Here is a 14,271-nt window from a genome sequence, read left to right as displayed (position 1 = left end):
TTGGCGTCTCCTATCCCATAGTCTTTTCAAGGGATTGACCGGTAAGCTTGAGCATGCCCCAGACAATCGCTGACGACAGGATCAACAGCATAAAGCCAAAGGCCGCGCCGAGTTCCCAGTTGAAGCGAACGATGAACTGGGAATAGATCAGCTCGGTGAACCAAAGGCTCTCCTTGCCGCCCAGCATGGTGGGCGTCAGGTAGTTGCCAAGGCTCAGCATAAAGACCACGATGCAGCCCGACACGATGCCCGGCATGGCGTGCGGAATGATGATCTCGCGCAACACGCTGACGCCATTGCCACCAAGATCATAACCCGCTTCAATCACTTCATCGGGCAGGCTTTCAAGCGTTGTGACCAGTGGTACAACCATGAAAAGCATCGACGTATAGACCAGCCCGATCATGATGGCGCCGTCGTTATAGAGCATCTCTACCGGGCCATCGACCAGCCCGAGGTATTGCAAGACATTTGAAATGACACCGGTTTCGCGCAGCAAGATCATCCAGCCGAAGGTGCGCACCAATTCGGACACCCAAAATGGCACCAGGCACAGCAGAAACAGCGCTGATTGCGCCCGCCCCTTGATCATCTTGGCGATATAGTAAGACACCGGAAAGGCGATTATCAGCGTCATCAACGTTGCAAGCGATGACATCACGGCCGTGCGCAGGAAAGTCCACAAATATAGCGGCTCCTGAAAGAACGTCAGATAGTTTGCAAAGCTTATTTGATATTGGCCGACGCCCACGCGCTCGCGCAGTGAAACTAGAAACACATCGACGTGTGGAATGAAAATCAGCAAAGACAACCACATCAAAAGCGGTGTCAGCAAAAGGGCGAGCCCAAGTTTGGCTTCGGCGCGCATTCAGCTCGCCTCCGCGGCAAAGCAATTGCCTTGATCACTGCCCCAACCAATGTGCACCTCGGACCCCTTCACCAGATCCGCGAATTCGCCAGACTGCGGCAGGTTCACTTCGACTTCGCCGTGGCCGGTGTCACTTGCAATGATGACTCGGCTGGCGGCGCCGTTGAACAACAGCGAGGTCACCGTGCCAGAGAGTTGATTATCAAACTGAGACAGCTCGCCTTTGACGTGGGCGATTTTGATCGCCTCGGGGCGGACAAAGACATCCGCCATATCGCCAACGTTCAGGGTTCGACCTTGTATCGCGCCACGCAAAGGCATGCCTGTGTCTGACAGCAATTCAAGATCTTGGCCGTCCAGTTTTGTCACACGTCCGCGCCACCGGTTGCTGTCGCCCACAAAGCCAGCAACAAAAGCGGTGTCAGGGCGGTAATACAGATCCCGTGCGGTGCCGACCTGTTCAAATCGGCCTTCGTTCATCACAGCAATGTTGTCAGACATGACCAACGCTTCGGATTGATCGTGGGTGATGTAAACGAAAGTTGTGTCAAACGCCGATTGCAGCGCTTTCAGCTCTACTTTCATACGTTCGCGCAATTTCAGATCAAGCGCGCCAAGCGGCTCGTCCAGCAACAGCACATCCGGCTCAAGCACCATGCAACGGGCAATGGCCACGCGCTGCTTTTGCCCACCGGACAGCTCATCCACTTTGCGCTGGCCAATTCCAGGCAGGCCAATACGGTCGAGTGCTTCGTCAACTTTGCGGTTGATGTCGGCCTTACCCATTCCCGTTCGGCGCAGGCCGTACCCGATATTGTCAGCGATGTTCATCATTGGGAACAACGCGAGATGCTGGAACACCATGTTCACGGGACGCTTGTTCGGCGCTACGTCGAGAACAGATTTTCCCTTGATAAGAATGTCACCGTCGCTTGGGTCAAGAAAACCCGCAATCATCCGCATGATCGTGGTTTTGCCACAGCCGGATGGGCCCAAGATAGAAAAGAAAGACCCCTGCGGAACGGAAAACGAAACGCGGTCCACAGCCACAGTGTCGCCGAAGCGTTTTTCCAAATCGATGCATTCAAGATCAGCTGTCACGCGAGAACTCCCAGATAGTCGAAAGCGCCCGCCAATGTCGGCGGGCGCTCAAAAGTAGTTTTAGAGGCTTAGTTGGCTGCTTTTACACGGTCAAGAACGCCGCCTTCGATGGCTTCCAGACCCGCAGGAACCGGAGGATACCATTTGATGTTGTCGATCGCTTCTTGCGGGAAGCTAGCTTTGTACTTGGCTTTCAACCCATCGTCCGCAAACTCAGCTGCGCCTTGCGACGCCGTAAAGTTACCAGCAGCAGCGGTGATCATCGCCGCGACTTCTGGCTGCATCACAAAGTTGATCCAAGCGTATGCCGCGTCGTCTGCTTTGCCTTTGGCTGGCAGAACAAATGTGTCTACCCAACCCAGAGCACCGGCTGCAGGCGCGACAAAGGTGATGTCGGAGTTGTCATCGTTCAACTTCCAGCCACCGGTGTCCCAAGCCATAGAGGCCACTACTTCGCCAGAGCGCAGCAGACCCATCAGCTCGTCACCGCCACCCCAATAGGTTTTGACGCCAGGCTTACATTCGATCAGCTTGGCCTCTACTTGCGCCATGATGTCGGTATAGGCTGCTTCGTCGCTATAGGCTGCAAATGGATCCAGCCCCATCGAGAACGCGAAGCCGATCAATGTCGGGCGCTTCAGGCGATAAGAAACTTTGCCAGCAACATCAGCACCGCAAAGGTCTGTATAGTCTTTGACCATGCCTGCGTTGGCCGTGTCGACGACCAGGCCGCTGGTGCCCCAGACGTGTGGCACGCCGTAAACGTCGCTGCCGACAGTGGTGTTGCCCTTAGTGGCTTCCAGCATCGAAGGAATGAACAGGCTCATGTCGATTTTGGACATGTCCATGGGCTTGTAGATGCCAAATTCTTCCTGAGGCCCCGCGATCCGGTCTTGGCTCGGCTGGGCAAGGTCAAATCCGCCGCCGCCGGTGGCGCGCAGCTTGGCGATCATTTCTTCGTTGTTGGACTTGGTCACTTTGACGGTGTGGCCGGTTTCGGCTTCAAACTTGGCCACCACATCTTCGGGTGCATATCCGCCCCAGGTCAAAAGACGCAGCGTGTCGGCGTTGGCAACTGTCGCGCCGCCCATGAGAGCAACGGTAACCGCCGTCGAAAGTGCAAAGGATTGTTTGGTCATTTTCTAATTCCCCGTTTTTGATTGATTGGCTAAAGTGCCAGTTTCCTAGAGTTTGATCGTTCGGTCAAAGGTTCTGTGTCAAACCTTGGCCGAACGCGTGATCGCGGAGTTTTGAATCCTGTCAGGCAATCCTCACTCCGCATTATTGATATTAAATAACAAAGGTTTACGTAGAATTTGTGACAGAACTTTTGACCCATCACACAATCTTTAACAACAGCTCACGTGTGTTGTCTTGTGTCATCTCAACGGGGTTTCCGCCTGTGCTTGGGTCCTTCAGAGCGCCTTGAACGATGCGGTCGATGTCAGGATTTTCGATGCCAAGCCCTTTAAGAGTTTTGGGAATTCCCATCGAGTCATTCAACGCATCCACATAAGCACAAAAGCCGTCAAAGCCGCCTTCGATACCAAGATAGTTTGCCGCTTGCGTCAACACACCTTCTGCGGCCGGTTTGTTGAACTGCAACACCGCCGGCATGCAAACGGCGTTGGTTGTGCCGTGGTGGGTGTGATAGATCGCGCCGATCGGATGCGACAATGCGTGGATCGCGCCCAGACCTTTTTGAAAGGCGGTCGCGCCCATCGCCGCAGCCGACATCATATGCGCGCGCGCCTCTATATCGGTGCCGTCTGCATAGGCGCGCGGCAGGTATTCCTTGACCAAACGCATACCTTCCAACGCCATGCCTTGCGACATTGGGTGGTAATGCGGCGAACAAAAAGCCTCGACGCAATGGGCAAAGGCATCAAGACCGGTGCCCGCTGTGATGAATTTGGGCATGCCCACGGTCAGTTCAGGGTCACAGATAACCACAGATGGCAGAAACTTCGGATGGAAGATGATCTTCTTCTCTTCGGTTTCGGAGTTGGTGATCACCGAAGCACGACCAACTTCCGACCCTGTTCCGGCAGTAGTCGGCACCGCGACAATAGGCGCGATCGCGTCAGAATCCGCGCGTGTCCACCAATCACCGATGTCTTCAAAATCCCACAACGGACGGGTTTGCCCTGCCAAGAAGGCGACCAGCTTACCAAGGTCCAGACCGGAGCCGCCGCCAAAGGCGACAACGCCATCATGTCCGCCATCGTTGAAGGCTTTCACGCCAGCTTCGGCGTTCTTCTCGTTGGGGTTTGGGTCGACGTCAGCAAAGATCGCACGCCCCAATCCCGCCGCCTCCAAAAAATCCAGCGTGCGGGTGGTGATGTCCATGTCTGCCAGACCGCGATCTGTGATGAGCAACGGTTTGGAAATGCCAGCGGCCGCGCAGGCATCCGCGATTTCCGAGATACGGCCTGCGCCAAAGCGCACAGCCGTGGGATAGGACCAGTTAGCAGTAAGTGACATGGGTCAGCCCTTTTTCAGGTGATAAGATTTTGGACGTGTCAGGTTGTGATAGCCGATGATCGACAGGCCGCCGCCGCGACCGGTGTCTTTGCATCCGGTCCAGCACAGACCGGGATCAAGATAGTCGGCACGGTTCATAAACACTGTGCCGGTTTCGATCTGATCCGCGATGGCTTCGGCACGGTCGGCGTCTTGGGTCCACAGCGACGCCGTCAGACCAAAGTCGCTATCATTCATCAAGGCAATCGCATGGGCGTCGTCTTTGACGGGCATAATCCCCACAACAGGACCAAAGCTTTCTTCACGCATCACGCGCATATCATGTGTCACGTCGGTCAAGATTTGCGGCATCAAGTATGCACCGCCATCCTCTGGGAAGTTTGCCGGATCAATGTGCGCTGTGGCACCTGCTGCCACCGCCTCAGCCACCTGCCCGCGGACCTCTTCAGCAAAACGCACATGCGCCATCGGTCCCATTGTGGTGTCGGCCTCAAGCGGGTTGCCCAACTTGTAGGCGTTCACAATCGCAACGGCCTTTTCGACAAAAGCGTCAAACAAGCTCTCAGCGACGTAAATCCGCTCAATTCCGCAGCAGCATTGCCCCGAGTTGAACATCGCGCCGTCAATCAGAGTATCGACCGCAGCGTCCAGATCGGCGTCGTCCATGACGTATCCCGGGTCTTTGCCACCAAGCTCCAACCCCAATCCGGTAAATGTACCGCTTGCCGCGGCCTCCATCGCCTTGCCGCCACCGACGGAGCCGGTGAAGTTCACAAAATCAAAAGCGCGTGCGGCGATCAGATCGGACGTCGTGTCGTGGTCCAGAAACACGTTCTGGAATACGTCTTCTGGCACGCCCGCAGCAACAAAAGCTGAAACCATGCGCTCACCGACCAACGGTGTTTGAGAGGCATGTTTCAGAATGACGGCGTTGCCCGCAATCAGGGCTGGAGCAACTGTGTTGATCGCCGTCATATAGGGATAATTCCACGGCGCTACGACAAACACGACGCCATGCGGCACCCGCTTGATCACGCGGCGGAAGGCGTCGCTGTCTTCGACCTCGATGGGCGCCAAAGCGTCGGTTGCGATATCCGCCATATAGCTGGCGCGTTCGTTGAAGCCACCAAACTCACCGCCATAGCGGACGGGACGGCCCATCTGCCATGCGATCTCGGGCACGATCTCGTCGTTCATCGCACCCACGCGGGCCACACCGTCGCGTACAAGCGCAATACGGTCCTCTAGGGGACGCGCCGCCCAAGCCTTTTGGGCTAACTTTGCACGCGCGACACTTTCTTGCGCTTGCCCAGCGTCCAAAGTTTCGCGGGTCGCATATACGGATCCGTCAATCGGGGAAATACAAGTAATCGTCATGCCTTAGGCCCTTTCAAAGCCGCGCGCGACTTCCCAGTCGGTGACCGCGCGGTCAAATTCTTCCTGCTCCCATTCAGCAGCGCGTGTGTAGTGATCCACAACGTCGTCGCCAAAGGCCTCACGCAGAAACGCAGAGTTTTTCAATGTGTCCATCGCTGCGTTCAACGTGCGGGGAACGTCCTTGGCGATCTCGTTGACATAGGCATCGCCTGCAGCTGCGGGGGCCAGTTCCATCTTGTCTTCAATCCCCTTTAGGCCGGCGGCCAACATGGCTGCCTGCGCAAGATAGGGGTTCATGTCCGCGCCGCCGATGCGACATTCCACCCGCACCGACTTGGTTCCGTCACCACATAGGCGGAAACTTGCGGTCCGGTTGTCGACCGACCAAACGGCTTTGGTCGGCGCAAACGACCCTTTGGCAAAGCGTTTGTAGCTGTTTACGTAAGGCGCGAGAAAATAAGTGTAGTCCGAAGAATAAGCGATCAATCCGGCCATGTAGTTTTTCATCAGCTCGGACATGCCCAGTTTGTCAGACTTGTCATAGAAAAGCGGCTCGCCGTCTTTCCAGACGGATTGGTGCACATGCGACGAGGACCCAACCCGATCTTGGTGCCACTTGGGCAGAAAAGTTGCGGCATGGCCATTTTGCCATGCAATTTCTTTGATCGCGTGCTTCGCAATCGTGTGGTGATCCGCACAATTCAGCGCTTTGTCATACCGAATGTTCAGCTCTTCCTGACCGGCCTCTGCTTCGCCCTTCGAGTTCTCGATAGGCAATCCAGCGGCAAAAAGGTGATTGCGGATCGGCCGCATCACGTTCTCTTCTTTGGTGGTCTGCAGAATGTGGTAATCTTCATTGTAACCGCTGATCGGCTCCAGATCTCGGAAGCCCTCTTTGCGGATCTGGTCAAAGCTCTTCTCAAACAAAAAGAACTCCAACTCGGTCGCCATCATCACGTCCAGCCCCATCGCTTCGGCTCGCGCGATCTGCTTTTTCAACACCGCGCGTGGCGAGTGTGGCACGGGTTCATGCGTGTGATGATCGATCACATCACACAACACCATTGCAGTCCCTTCGAGCCATGGAATCAAACGGATCGTTCCCAGATCCGGCTTCATCACATAGTCGCCATAGCCAGCTTGCCAGCTGGTCGAGGCATAGCCATCCGGCGTGGCCATCTCCAAATCAGTTGCCAGCAGATAATTGCAGCAATGCGTTTCTTTGTAGGAGCTCTCAACGAAATTGACCGCATGGAAACGTTTGCCCATCAAACGCCCCTGCATGTCGATAAGACACACCAGAACCGTATCAATAGTGCCATCCGTGACACGGGATTTCAGATCGTCAAAAGAGAGTGTGCCGGGCATGTCGTATCCACTTGCTGAGAGGTTTGGGGGCGGCGTGACGCCGCCCCCAGAAGGGGTTTAAGAGTAGCGGTACGGACGGCCAGCTTTGACCATGTCCGCGTTGTATTTCTTGATGATGTCCACAACCCGACGCTTGGTGTCGGATTCTGCGGCAATCTCTTCCCAGAATTCGAAAGCTTTGGCTTCGACTGTGGCCCATTCGTCGTCTGGGATCGAGGTCAATTCCATTTTTGGCCCGTTGACGCGCAGGTTGGCTTCTCCGCCCCAATACCACCACTGGCGATAATAGTGCGACTGATCACAGCACACGCGGAACAGCGTTTGCAGATCTTCAGGCAGCTCGTTCCAACGCTCCATGTTGGCAAAGAAAGAGCCAGCCCAAGCGCCGGAAATGTTGTTGGTAAGGAAGTAGTTGGTCACATCCGCCCAGCCAACTGTGTAGTCTTCGGTGATGCCCGACCATGCGATGCCATCCAACTCGCCGGTTTGCATAGCGACTTCGATGTCCTCCCAAGGCAGGTTGACCGGAATGACGCCGAACTGGCTTAGGAAACGGCCTGCGGTCGGGAAGGTAAAGACACGTTTGCCTTTAAGGTCTTCAAGACTGCGGATCGGATCCTTGGTGGCAAAGTGGCATGGATCCCACGCACCGGCGCTGATGTGCTTGACGCCAACAGCGGAATACTCTTCGTCCCAGATCTCGTTCAGGCCGTACTGATTGAACAACACCGGCACATCCAGCGAATAGCGCGACGCAAAAGGGAAGTACCCGCCAAACACCGTGACGTCGGTTGGCGACGCCATCGAGTCGTCGTCAGACTGCACAGCGTCGATGGTGCCACGCTGCATAGCCTGAAACAGCTCACCAGTTGGCACGAGCTGGTCTGCAAAAAACAACTCGATCTGCATGCGATCGCCGGCGATTTTGTTGAACATCTCAACCGCTGGCACCAGAACGTGTTCTGCCAAAGCAGCGCCCGCATAGGTTTGCATGCGCCACTTGATTGTGCTCTGCGCCAAAGCCGGTGTGGCCAGCGCCGCTGGAGCCGCCACTGCGGCCCCCTGAATAAACTTACGTCTTGTCGTCATTGTCATTCTCCTTTGTTGGAAATACGGCCACTTTTTGCGGCTCTTCTAGGGCTTGTTGTAAATGTATTCGGGCAACCAAGTCGCGAGACCTGGAAAGACCATTACGAGGATCAGGGCCAGCACCATGACCAGCACAAACGGCGTGATCGAACTGTAGATATCGCGCAGCGAAATCTCCGGTGGCGCCATGGCCCGCATCAGGAAGAGGTTGTAACCAAACGGCGGCGTCATATAGGCAATCTGCGTCGTGATCGTATAAAGAATGCCATACCAGATGAGGTCAAAACCAAGGGCATCGACCAAAGGCACATACAGTGGCGCCACGATGACAAGCATGGCTGTGTCATCCAAGAACGTCCCCATCAGGATGAAGCTCAGCTGCATCAGGATCAGGATCATCCAAGGGCTTAGGCTTAGCCGGTCGGTAAACAGCGTTTCGATTGCCTTTACCGCGCCAAGCCCATCAAAAACTGCCCCAAATGCCAGCGCCGCCAGAATAATCCACATGAACATGCAGGTGATGCCAAGCGTGTTGCGAACAGAGTTCTCAAAGACCTCTCGCGTCATCCGGCCTTTCAGAACCGCCGCCAAAAAGGCGGTGAGCGCGCCAATTGCAGAGCTCTCCACCAACGACGTCCATCCGTTGACAAAGGGCACCATCATCGTCGCAAAAATCACAACCGGCAGCAAACCAGACCGCAGCAGGCGAAGTTTTTCGGCCCGCGGCATGTCGCGTTCCTCCGACCGCAAAACAGGCCCCAAAGCTGGGTTTATCCGGCACCGCACGACGATGTAGAGGATGAACAATCCGGCCATCATCAGCCCCGGAACCACCCCCGCCAACCACAATTGGCCAACAGGCTGGCGCGCAATCATTGCGTAAAGCACCAACACCACCGAAGGCGGCACCAGAATGCCAAGGCTTGATCCCGCCTGAATGACACCCGTGACCATGCGTTTGTCGTAGCCCCGCTTCAGAAGTTCAGGCAGCGCAATTGTTGAGCCGATGGCCATGCCAGCCACGCTAAGACCGTTCATCGCCGAAATCAGCACCATCAAACCGATTGTGCCGATGGCCAATCCACCGCGCAATCCGCCCATCCAAACATGGAACATCTTGTAAAGATCATCGGCAATTTTGCTCTCCGAGAGCACATACCCCATGAAGATAAACATCGGCAGCGTCAGAAGCGGATACCATTTCATCAGCTTCATCGCCGCCGAAAAGCCAAGGTCAAAGCCGCCCCGATCACCCCAAAGCAGCAGGGCCGCGACGACCGCCACAAACCCAATGGCCCCGAACACCCGCTGCCCCGTAAGAAGCATCAGCATCAGGGTCGAAAACATCAGAGTTGCGATCAATTCATACGACATCAGCAGTCCTCACCCGTCAGACGCAGGACGTCCTTCAAGAATTCCGAAAAACACTGAAGGATCATTAGGATCATGCCAAAAATCATCACGACTTTGATCGGCCAGATATAGGGGCGCCACGCGGTAGGAGACCGTTCTAGCCGCCCTACTTCTTCGGTTCCGAAAACGACACCAGCCAAAAAGGACACTGGCTCGGAGCCCCAATACCCAAGCGAATAGGCCGTGGAACTGACGGCTCCGTAAAGCAGCACACAGAGGTAGAAGATCAACAAAAGCACGGTGGCCAAATCGAACCAGGCCTTCCGACGCAGGTTCCACTCGCCATAGAGCAAGTCCATCCGCACATTTGACCCCATCTGGATCGAATATGGACCACCAAGGATATAGTAGCCGACCATCACAAACTGAGCCATTTCAAGCGTCCAGAGTGACGGTAGAAAAAACGTCTTGCTTATGGACGACCAAAGCAGAATGCCCATTAGGACAAAAATCCCATACATCACGAACCGCCCTATTCGGCGGTTCACCGCATCGACGGTGCTGATGTAGCCGCGCATCACGCCTTGCATTGCACCAACCCCTCGGCTCCAGCGACTGCGCATGCTTCAGCCACCCAAGCAGCCAGCTGTGTAGCGATGTCGGACTGTTGTGATTGGCTCTCGATCAGATCGTTGCGAATTTCCAACATGACATTCAGATGGCCTGCTGGGATCGCATGTTCCTTCAAGGTGTGTGTGACGCCATTTTCGGGACCATAAGGCTGATTTCGTTGGGTGTTCGCCTGCGTGTACTTCGGCGCGAGAGTCAGCATTGCATCTGCCAAACGGCCGTCAGTGTCGTGCAGAATGCCGATCTCAACAGATCTCCGCGCGCCGTTGTAAACCGGTGTAAAGCTGTGGATCGTGACGATGACCGGAGCCTTCACACCAGCAACCGCATGCTGCAGGCTTTCTTTGAACGGCGCATATATCGCTTCCACGCGTCTTTCTCTGTCCGCTGTGCTCAGATCTGCATTCCCTGAAATGTCAAAAACTTCGCTGTGCTCGGGCATCGCGTCAGGCGCGTGTGGCGGCCGATTGCAGTCGTAAATCAACCGAGACACCTTGCCAGCCACAAGCGTGGCATCCAACAAAGTCGCCATACGCTCCGCCACGGCCAAAGCTCCGGGATCCCAGGCCACGTGGCTTTGCCGGGCGGCGTCATCTAGGCCGAGCGTTCCGAATTCAGCAGGGATAAAACGCGAGGCATGTTCGCACACAAGCACCACCGACGAGCCTCCGGGAATGGTCTCGACAGACGAGAAGTCTTTTGAAGGACCTGCTTGGTCCTTTGGCTGCGCTTTGGTCATTTTTCCGTCCCTCACGGCAACAAACTGCTGCTCAGCGGTAGATTCTGTCAATCAAATTCTGTAAAGTTTTTCTCACAACACGTGACTTTGTTATTTTATCGATCAAATTGAGAGCAGAGATGTCGGAACCCACAAGTACAATTTCGGATCGCATCCACGAGAAGCTGGACGATCTGACGAGGGCTGAACGCCAACTTGCTGATTCTATTCTTGAAAATTATCCCGCCTCAGGTCTGGGCCCACTTGCAGCGCTGGCGACAGAAGCAGAGGTTTCGGTGCCAACCGTGGCCCGAATGGTGCAGAAACTGGGATTCAAAGGCTATCCCGAATTCCAGGCAGAGCTGCGAGAAGAGCTAAAAGCTGCCGCACGTGGGCCCGTTGCGAAACATGACGCGTGGGCCGAAGGCGCGCCCTCTGGCCACATGCTCAACCGCTTTACAGACGCGGTCATAGACAACATCCGCAACACACTTGGCCAGATTGACCCTGCCCTGTTTGATGAGGCCTGCGAGATGGTGGCCGCCCCCAAGGGACGCCTTTATATCGTTGGCGGCCGGATCACCCACACGTTGGCGGAATACCTCTTTTTACACATGCAAATGATCCGCCCCGAGGTTGTCCATATTCAATCGACCTCAAACGCGTGGCCGCACTATCTGCTCGACGTAAAGGAAGGCGATGTTTTTGTAATCTTTGACATGCGTAGATACGAAAACAACACGCTAAAGCTCGCTGAAATTGCACACCAAAAGGGGGCCAAACTCATTCTGTTTACAGACCAATGGCGCTCACCTGTGCATCGGTTGGCCAACATCAGCTTCAGCAGTCGTATCGTTGTTCCCTCGGCTTGGGATAGTATCAGCGCCACGCTTCTGCTGACCGAAGCAATGGTTTCAACCGTGCAGAACCTCTGCTGGGGAGACACAAAAGACCGCGCCGAAGAACTGGAAGAGATGTTTGACAACACGCGCTTGTTTCGGAAATTCACGTAACATCGCAATTGAGGTTGTCCGAGCAAAGTTTTTCGAAAACTGGAAGGCTTTATGATGGTATCGGATGTTTTCGCGTGCGGTGCACCCGCCACTTTGATGGCGCGGCGCATTTACCGCGACGCGTTGGAGGACAAACGGAAAAGACAGCAGAGAAGCCCCCCTGTCGTCCTTCGTTTTTAGCTAAGTTTGTTTAAGCGCTGAGTTGAGTATGCGCAGTAAGCAACACCCCAATAATCACTACTTCGACAACAAGAGGTGGACCCACAGCCTTGTCGAAGCCGTCCGTCACAATGCCAACGAACCTATGGTTTCATAGCCCATTTGCCGGGCTATACCTTATGCGTGTTTGTTTCATTACGTTACGCGTCAATGGGTCCAAAACCAAAACAAATCAGCCTGTTCCCTCTCGTGACTTCGCGGTCGATTGGATTGGAGACGTGCCGCACGTCAGAATAACCAGTGTGTTCTTGGTTTTTTCCTGCGCCATCTGTGTTTGCTTCGATTTGGCTCCATTCGGCCCCGTTTTGCAGTCAGTGCTTCGGAATGTAGCACCGGCGTGGCCGAGTAGCACCCTAATGCAGGTGAATTCCAGAGCGTCACGGTGCGGCCTGAGTGGCTTGTGGTGAGCTGCCGTGGTATCAGCCCATTTCGCCCGGTCTCAACCTGTTTTTGAATCAAACCAAAACCACCGCTTTTGGGAGAATCTACACCCCACTTTGCGGAGCGCAGCACCTGAATCCGGAATAGCCGGCGGCCGTAAACTTGCCTTCAAAACAAAAAACGCCCCCAACCTGTCGGTCAGGGGCGTCAAACTCGTCGGCTACAGATCTTACAGACCCAAAGCGCCTTTGATTTGATCCAAAACCTGGGTCAGCAGTTCAGGATTGTCCTTGGCATTTTCCAGAGCGGCCTTCAGTGCTGTTTTCTTCATCACGTCAAGCTCGGAGCCGTCCACCATTTCGGTGACCTTGTCGAAATCAAACCCTTCAGGAGACAACAGGTCCAGCATGCTGCCGGTACCTTCTGTTGCCGCTTCGCCAGCTTCTTCAGCTACAGTCTCGGTTGCGGCCTCAGTTGCCTCGGTGGCAGTTTCCGTCGCGGCCTCGGTGGCGTCGGTCGCCGCATCTGTCACGGCATCCGCAGCATCACTTGCGCCTTCAACCGCACCGCTTACGGCGTCAGTTGCGGCATCAGTGGCGTCTTCTACGGCCTCATCCACCGCGTCTGTCACAGCCTCGGTGGCCCCTTCAACCGCATCAGTTGCCGCGTCCGTCGCACTTTCAACGGCGTCCGACACAGCGTCGGCTGCTTCCTCGGCCAAATCTGTTGCAGTCTCAACCGCTTCTTCGACTTCTTCTGTGACCGCTTCGACAGCTGGCACAGTTTCAGTTTCGGTCATCGGCGCCGCTTCTTCAGCACCTTTTGGAGACAAAACAAAATACGCAACGGCCGCAGCCGCCACCAACACAATCACTGCAATAAGATTCTTCATGAGCAAAAACTCCCTTGTCTCACACCCCGATCACAACCGTCCGGGCCTTCAGTTTCATGAGTTGCCTGCCCTTTCGTCCAGCCTCAAGGGGGAAACTGGCGGTAAATGGCTCAATCTCGCGCAATTCGGCTGTTGTAACGGCGGTAAACCGCGAATACCTTAGCGCCCCATAAGCACTCCGCTATTGAAGGAACAAAACCATAGCCCGCAGACCCCATAACGCACCGCCCCAGCGCGATACCGGCCCTCGTGTAAACGACCGTATCCGCTCTCCGGAAATCCGGCTTATCGGTGCAGAAGGCGAAAACGTCGGCGTCGTCACCCCCGCTCAGGCCATGACCATGGCTGCTGAGGCAGGACTCGACCTCGTAGAGATCTCTCCGAATGCCAACCCGCCCGTGTGCAAAATCATGGACTTCGGCAAGTTCAAATATGAACAGCAGAAACGCGAGTCCGAGGCACGCAAAAAGCAAAAGACGATCGAGGTCAAAGAGGTCAAATTCCGTCCCAACACGGACACCCACGACTACGAAGTCAAAATGCGCAACGTCTACAAGTTCCTGGAAAACGGCGACAAGGTCAAAGTCACCCTACGCTTCCGCGGTCGTGAAATGGCCCACCAGAACTTGGGACGCGAACTTTTGGAACGTGTCGCAGTCGACATCAAGGAATTGGGCAAGGTCGAAAACATGCCCAAGATGGAAGGCCGCCAGATGATCATGATGATCGGCCCGCTTCCTAAATAAGTTATTTCAACCCCCGCCCATATCGGAGCGGG

General features: G+C 55.2%; 13 protein-coding genes. 2 read left to right on the top strand and 11 right to left on the bottom strand.

Annotated features, from left to right (window positions below):
* Positions 1-10: 10 nt before the first annotated feature.
* The 10 genes from PG871_RS12645 to PG871_RS12600 all read right to left on the bottom strand — a co-directional run bounded on the left by PG871_RS12645 (position 11) and on the right by PG871_RS12600 (position 11,009).
* Positions 11-868: an ABC transporter permease gene (locus PG871_RS12645; protein WP_270729794.1), complete on the bottom strand. Its 858-nt coding sequence runs from the start codon at positions 866-868 to the stop codon at positions 11-13.
* On the bottom strand, positions 869-1,969 hold the full coding sequence (locus PG871_RS12640) for an ABC transporter ATP-binding protein (RefSeq protein WP_270729792.1): 1,101 nt from the start codon (positions 1,967-1,969) through the stop codon (positions 869-871).
* A 68-nt stretch (positions 1,970-2,037) separates the two neighbouring features.
* Positions 2,038-3,108, bottom strand: coding sequence for an extracellular solute-binding protein (locus tag PG871_RS12635; RefSeq protein ID WP_443020492.1), 1,071 nt, complete (start codon positions 3,106-3,108; stop codon positions 2,038-2,040).
* A 199-nt stretch (positions 3,109-3,307) separates the two neighbouring features.
* The gene (locus tag PG871_RS12630) at positions 3,308-4,453 is read right to left on the bottom strand and encodes an iron-containing alcohol dehydrogenase (protein ID WP_270729790.1); all 1,146 of its coding nucleotides are present in this window, start codon (positions 4,451-4,453) and stop codon (positions 3,308-3,310) included.
* Positions 4,454-4,456: 3 nt separating this feature from the next.
* Positions 4,457-5,830 carry an aldehyde dehydrogenase family protein gene (locus PG871_RS12625; RefSeq protein WP_270729789.1) on the bottom strand — a complete coding sequence of 458 codons (1,374 nt, stop codon included), beginning with the start codon at positions 5,828-5,830 and terminating at the stop codon, positions 4,457-4,459.
* A 3-nt stretch (positions 5,831-5,833) separates the two neighbouring features.
* The gene (locus tag PG871_RS12620; protein ID WP_270729788.1) at positions 5,834-7,198 is read right to left on the bottom strand and encodes a glutamine synthetase family protein; all 1,365 of its coding nucleotides are present in this window, start codon (positions 7,196-7,198) and stop codon (positions 5,834-5,836) included.
* A 57-nt stretch (positions 7,199-7,255) separates the two neighbouring features.
* Positions 7,256-8,287: a TRAP transporter substrate-binding protein gene (locus PG871_RS12615; RefSeq protein WP_270729786.1), complete on the bottom strand. Its 1,032-nt coding sequence runs from the start codon at positions 8,285-8,287 to the stop codon at positions 7,256-7,258.
* 45 nt (positions 8,288-8,332) lie between these two features.
* Positions 8,333-9,661: a TRAP transporter large permease gene (locus PG871_RS12610; RefSeq protein ID WP_270729784.1), complete on the bottom strand. Its 1,329-nt coding sequence runs from the start codon at positions 9,659-9,661 to the stop codon at positions 8,333-8,335.
* Positions 9,661-10,230 (bottom strand): TRAP transporter small permease subunit, encoded by a 570-nt coding sequence (locus PG871_RS12605; protein ID WP_270729783.1) that lies wholly within the window; start codon positions 10,228-10,230, stop codon positions 9,661-9,663. The genes PG871_RS12610 and PG871_RS12605 overlap by 1 nt, the downstream gene beginning before the upstream one ends.
* Positions 10,218-11,009, bottom strand: a complete 792-nt coding sequence (locus PG871_RS12600; RefSeq protein ID WP_270729782.1) for an N-formylglutamate amidohydrolase — start codon at positions 11,007-11,009, stop codon at positions 10,218-10,220. Before PG871_RS12600 ends, PG871_RS12605 begins: the two co-directional genes overlap by 13 nt.
* A gap of 119 nt (positions 11,010-11,128) precedes the next feature.
* Between PG871_RS12600 and PG871_RS12595 the strand changes: the two genes are divergently transcribed.
* Positions 11,129-12,001, top strand: coding sequence for a MurR/RpiR family transcriptional regulator (locus PG871_RS12595; RefSeq protein WP_270729779.1), 873 nt, complete (start codon positions 11,129-11,131; stop codon positions 11,999-12,001).
* 829 nt (positions 12,002-12,830) lie between these two features.
* Here the strand turns inward: PG871_RS12595 and PG871_RS12590 are convergent.
* Positions 12,831-13,493, bottom strand: coding sequence for a hypothetical protein (locus PG871_RS12590; RefSeq protein ID WP_270729778.1), 663 nt, complete (start codon positions 13,491-13,493; stop codon positions 12,831-12,833).
* Between the two features lie 200 nt (positions 13,494-13,693).
* Here PG871_RS12590 and infC point away from each other — a divergent pair, with 200 nt between their 5' ends.
* Positions 13,694-14,239, top strand: a complete 546-nt coding sequence (gene infC / locus PG871_RS12585) for a translation initiation factor IF-3 (protein WP_443020504.1) — start codon at positions 13,694-13,696, stop codon at positions 14,237-14,239.
* Positions 14,240-14,271: the final 32 nt, after the last annotated feature.

Source organism: Shimia sp. Alg240-R146, from assembly GCF_947331465.1.
Taxonomy (GTDB): Bacteria; Pseudomonadota; Alphaproteobacteria; order Rhodobacterales; family Rhodobacteraceae; genus Shimia.
This window is presented reverse-complemented; position numbering and strand designations above follow the sequence as displayed.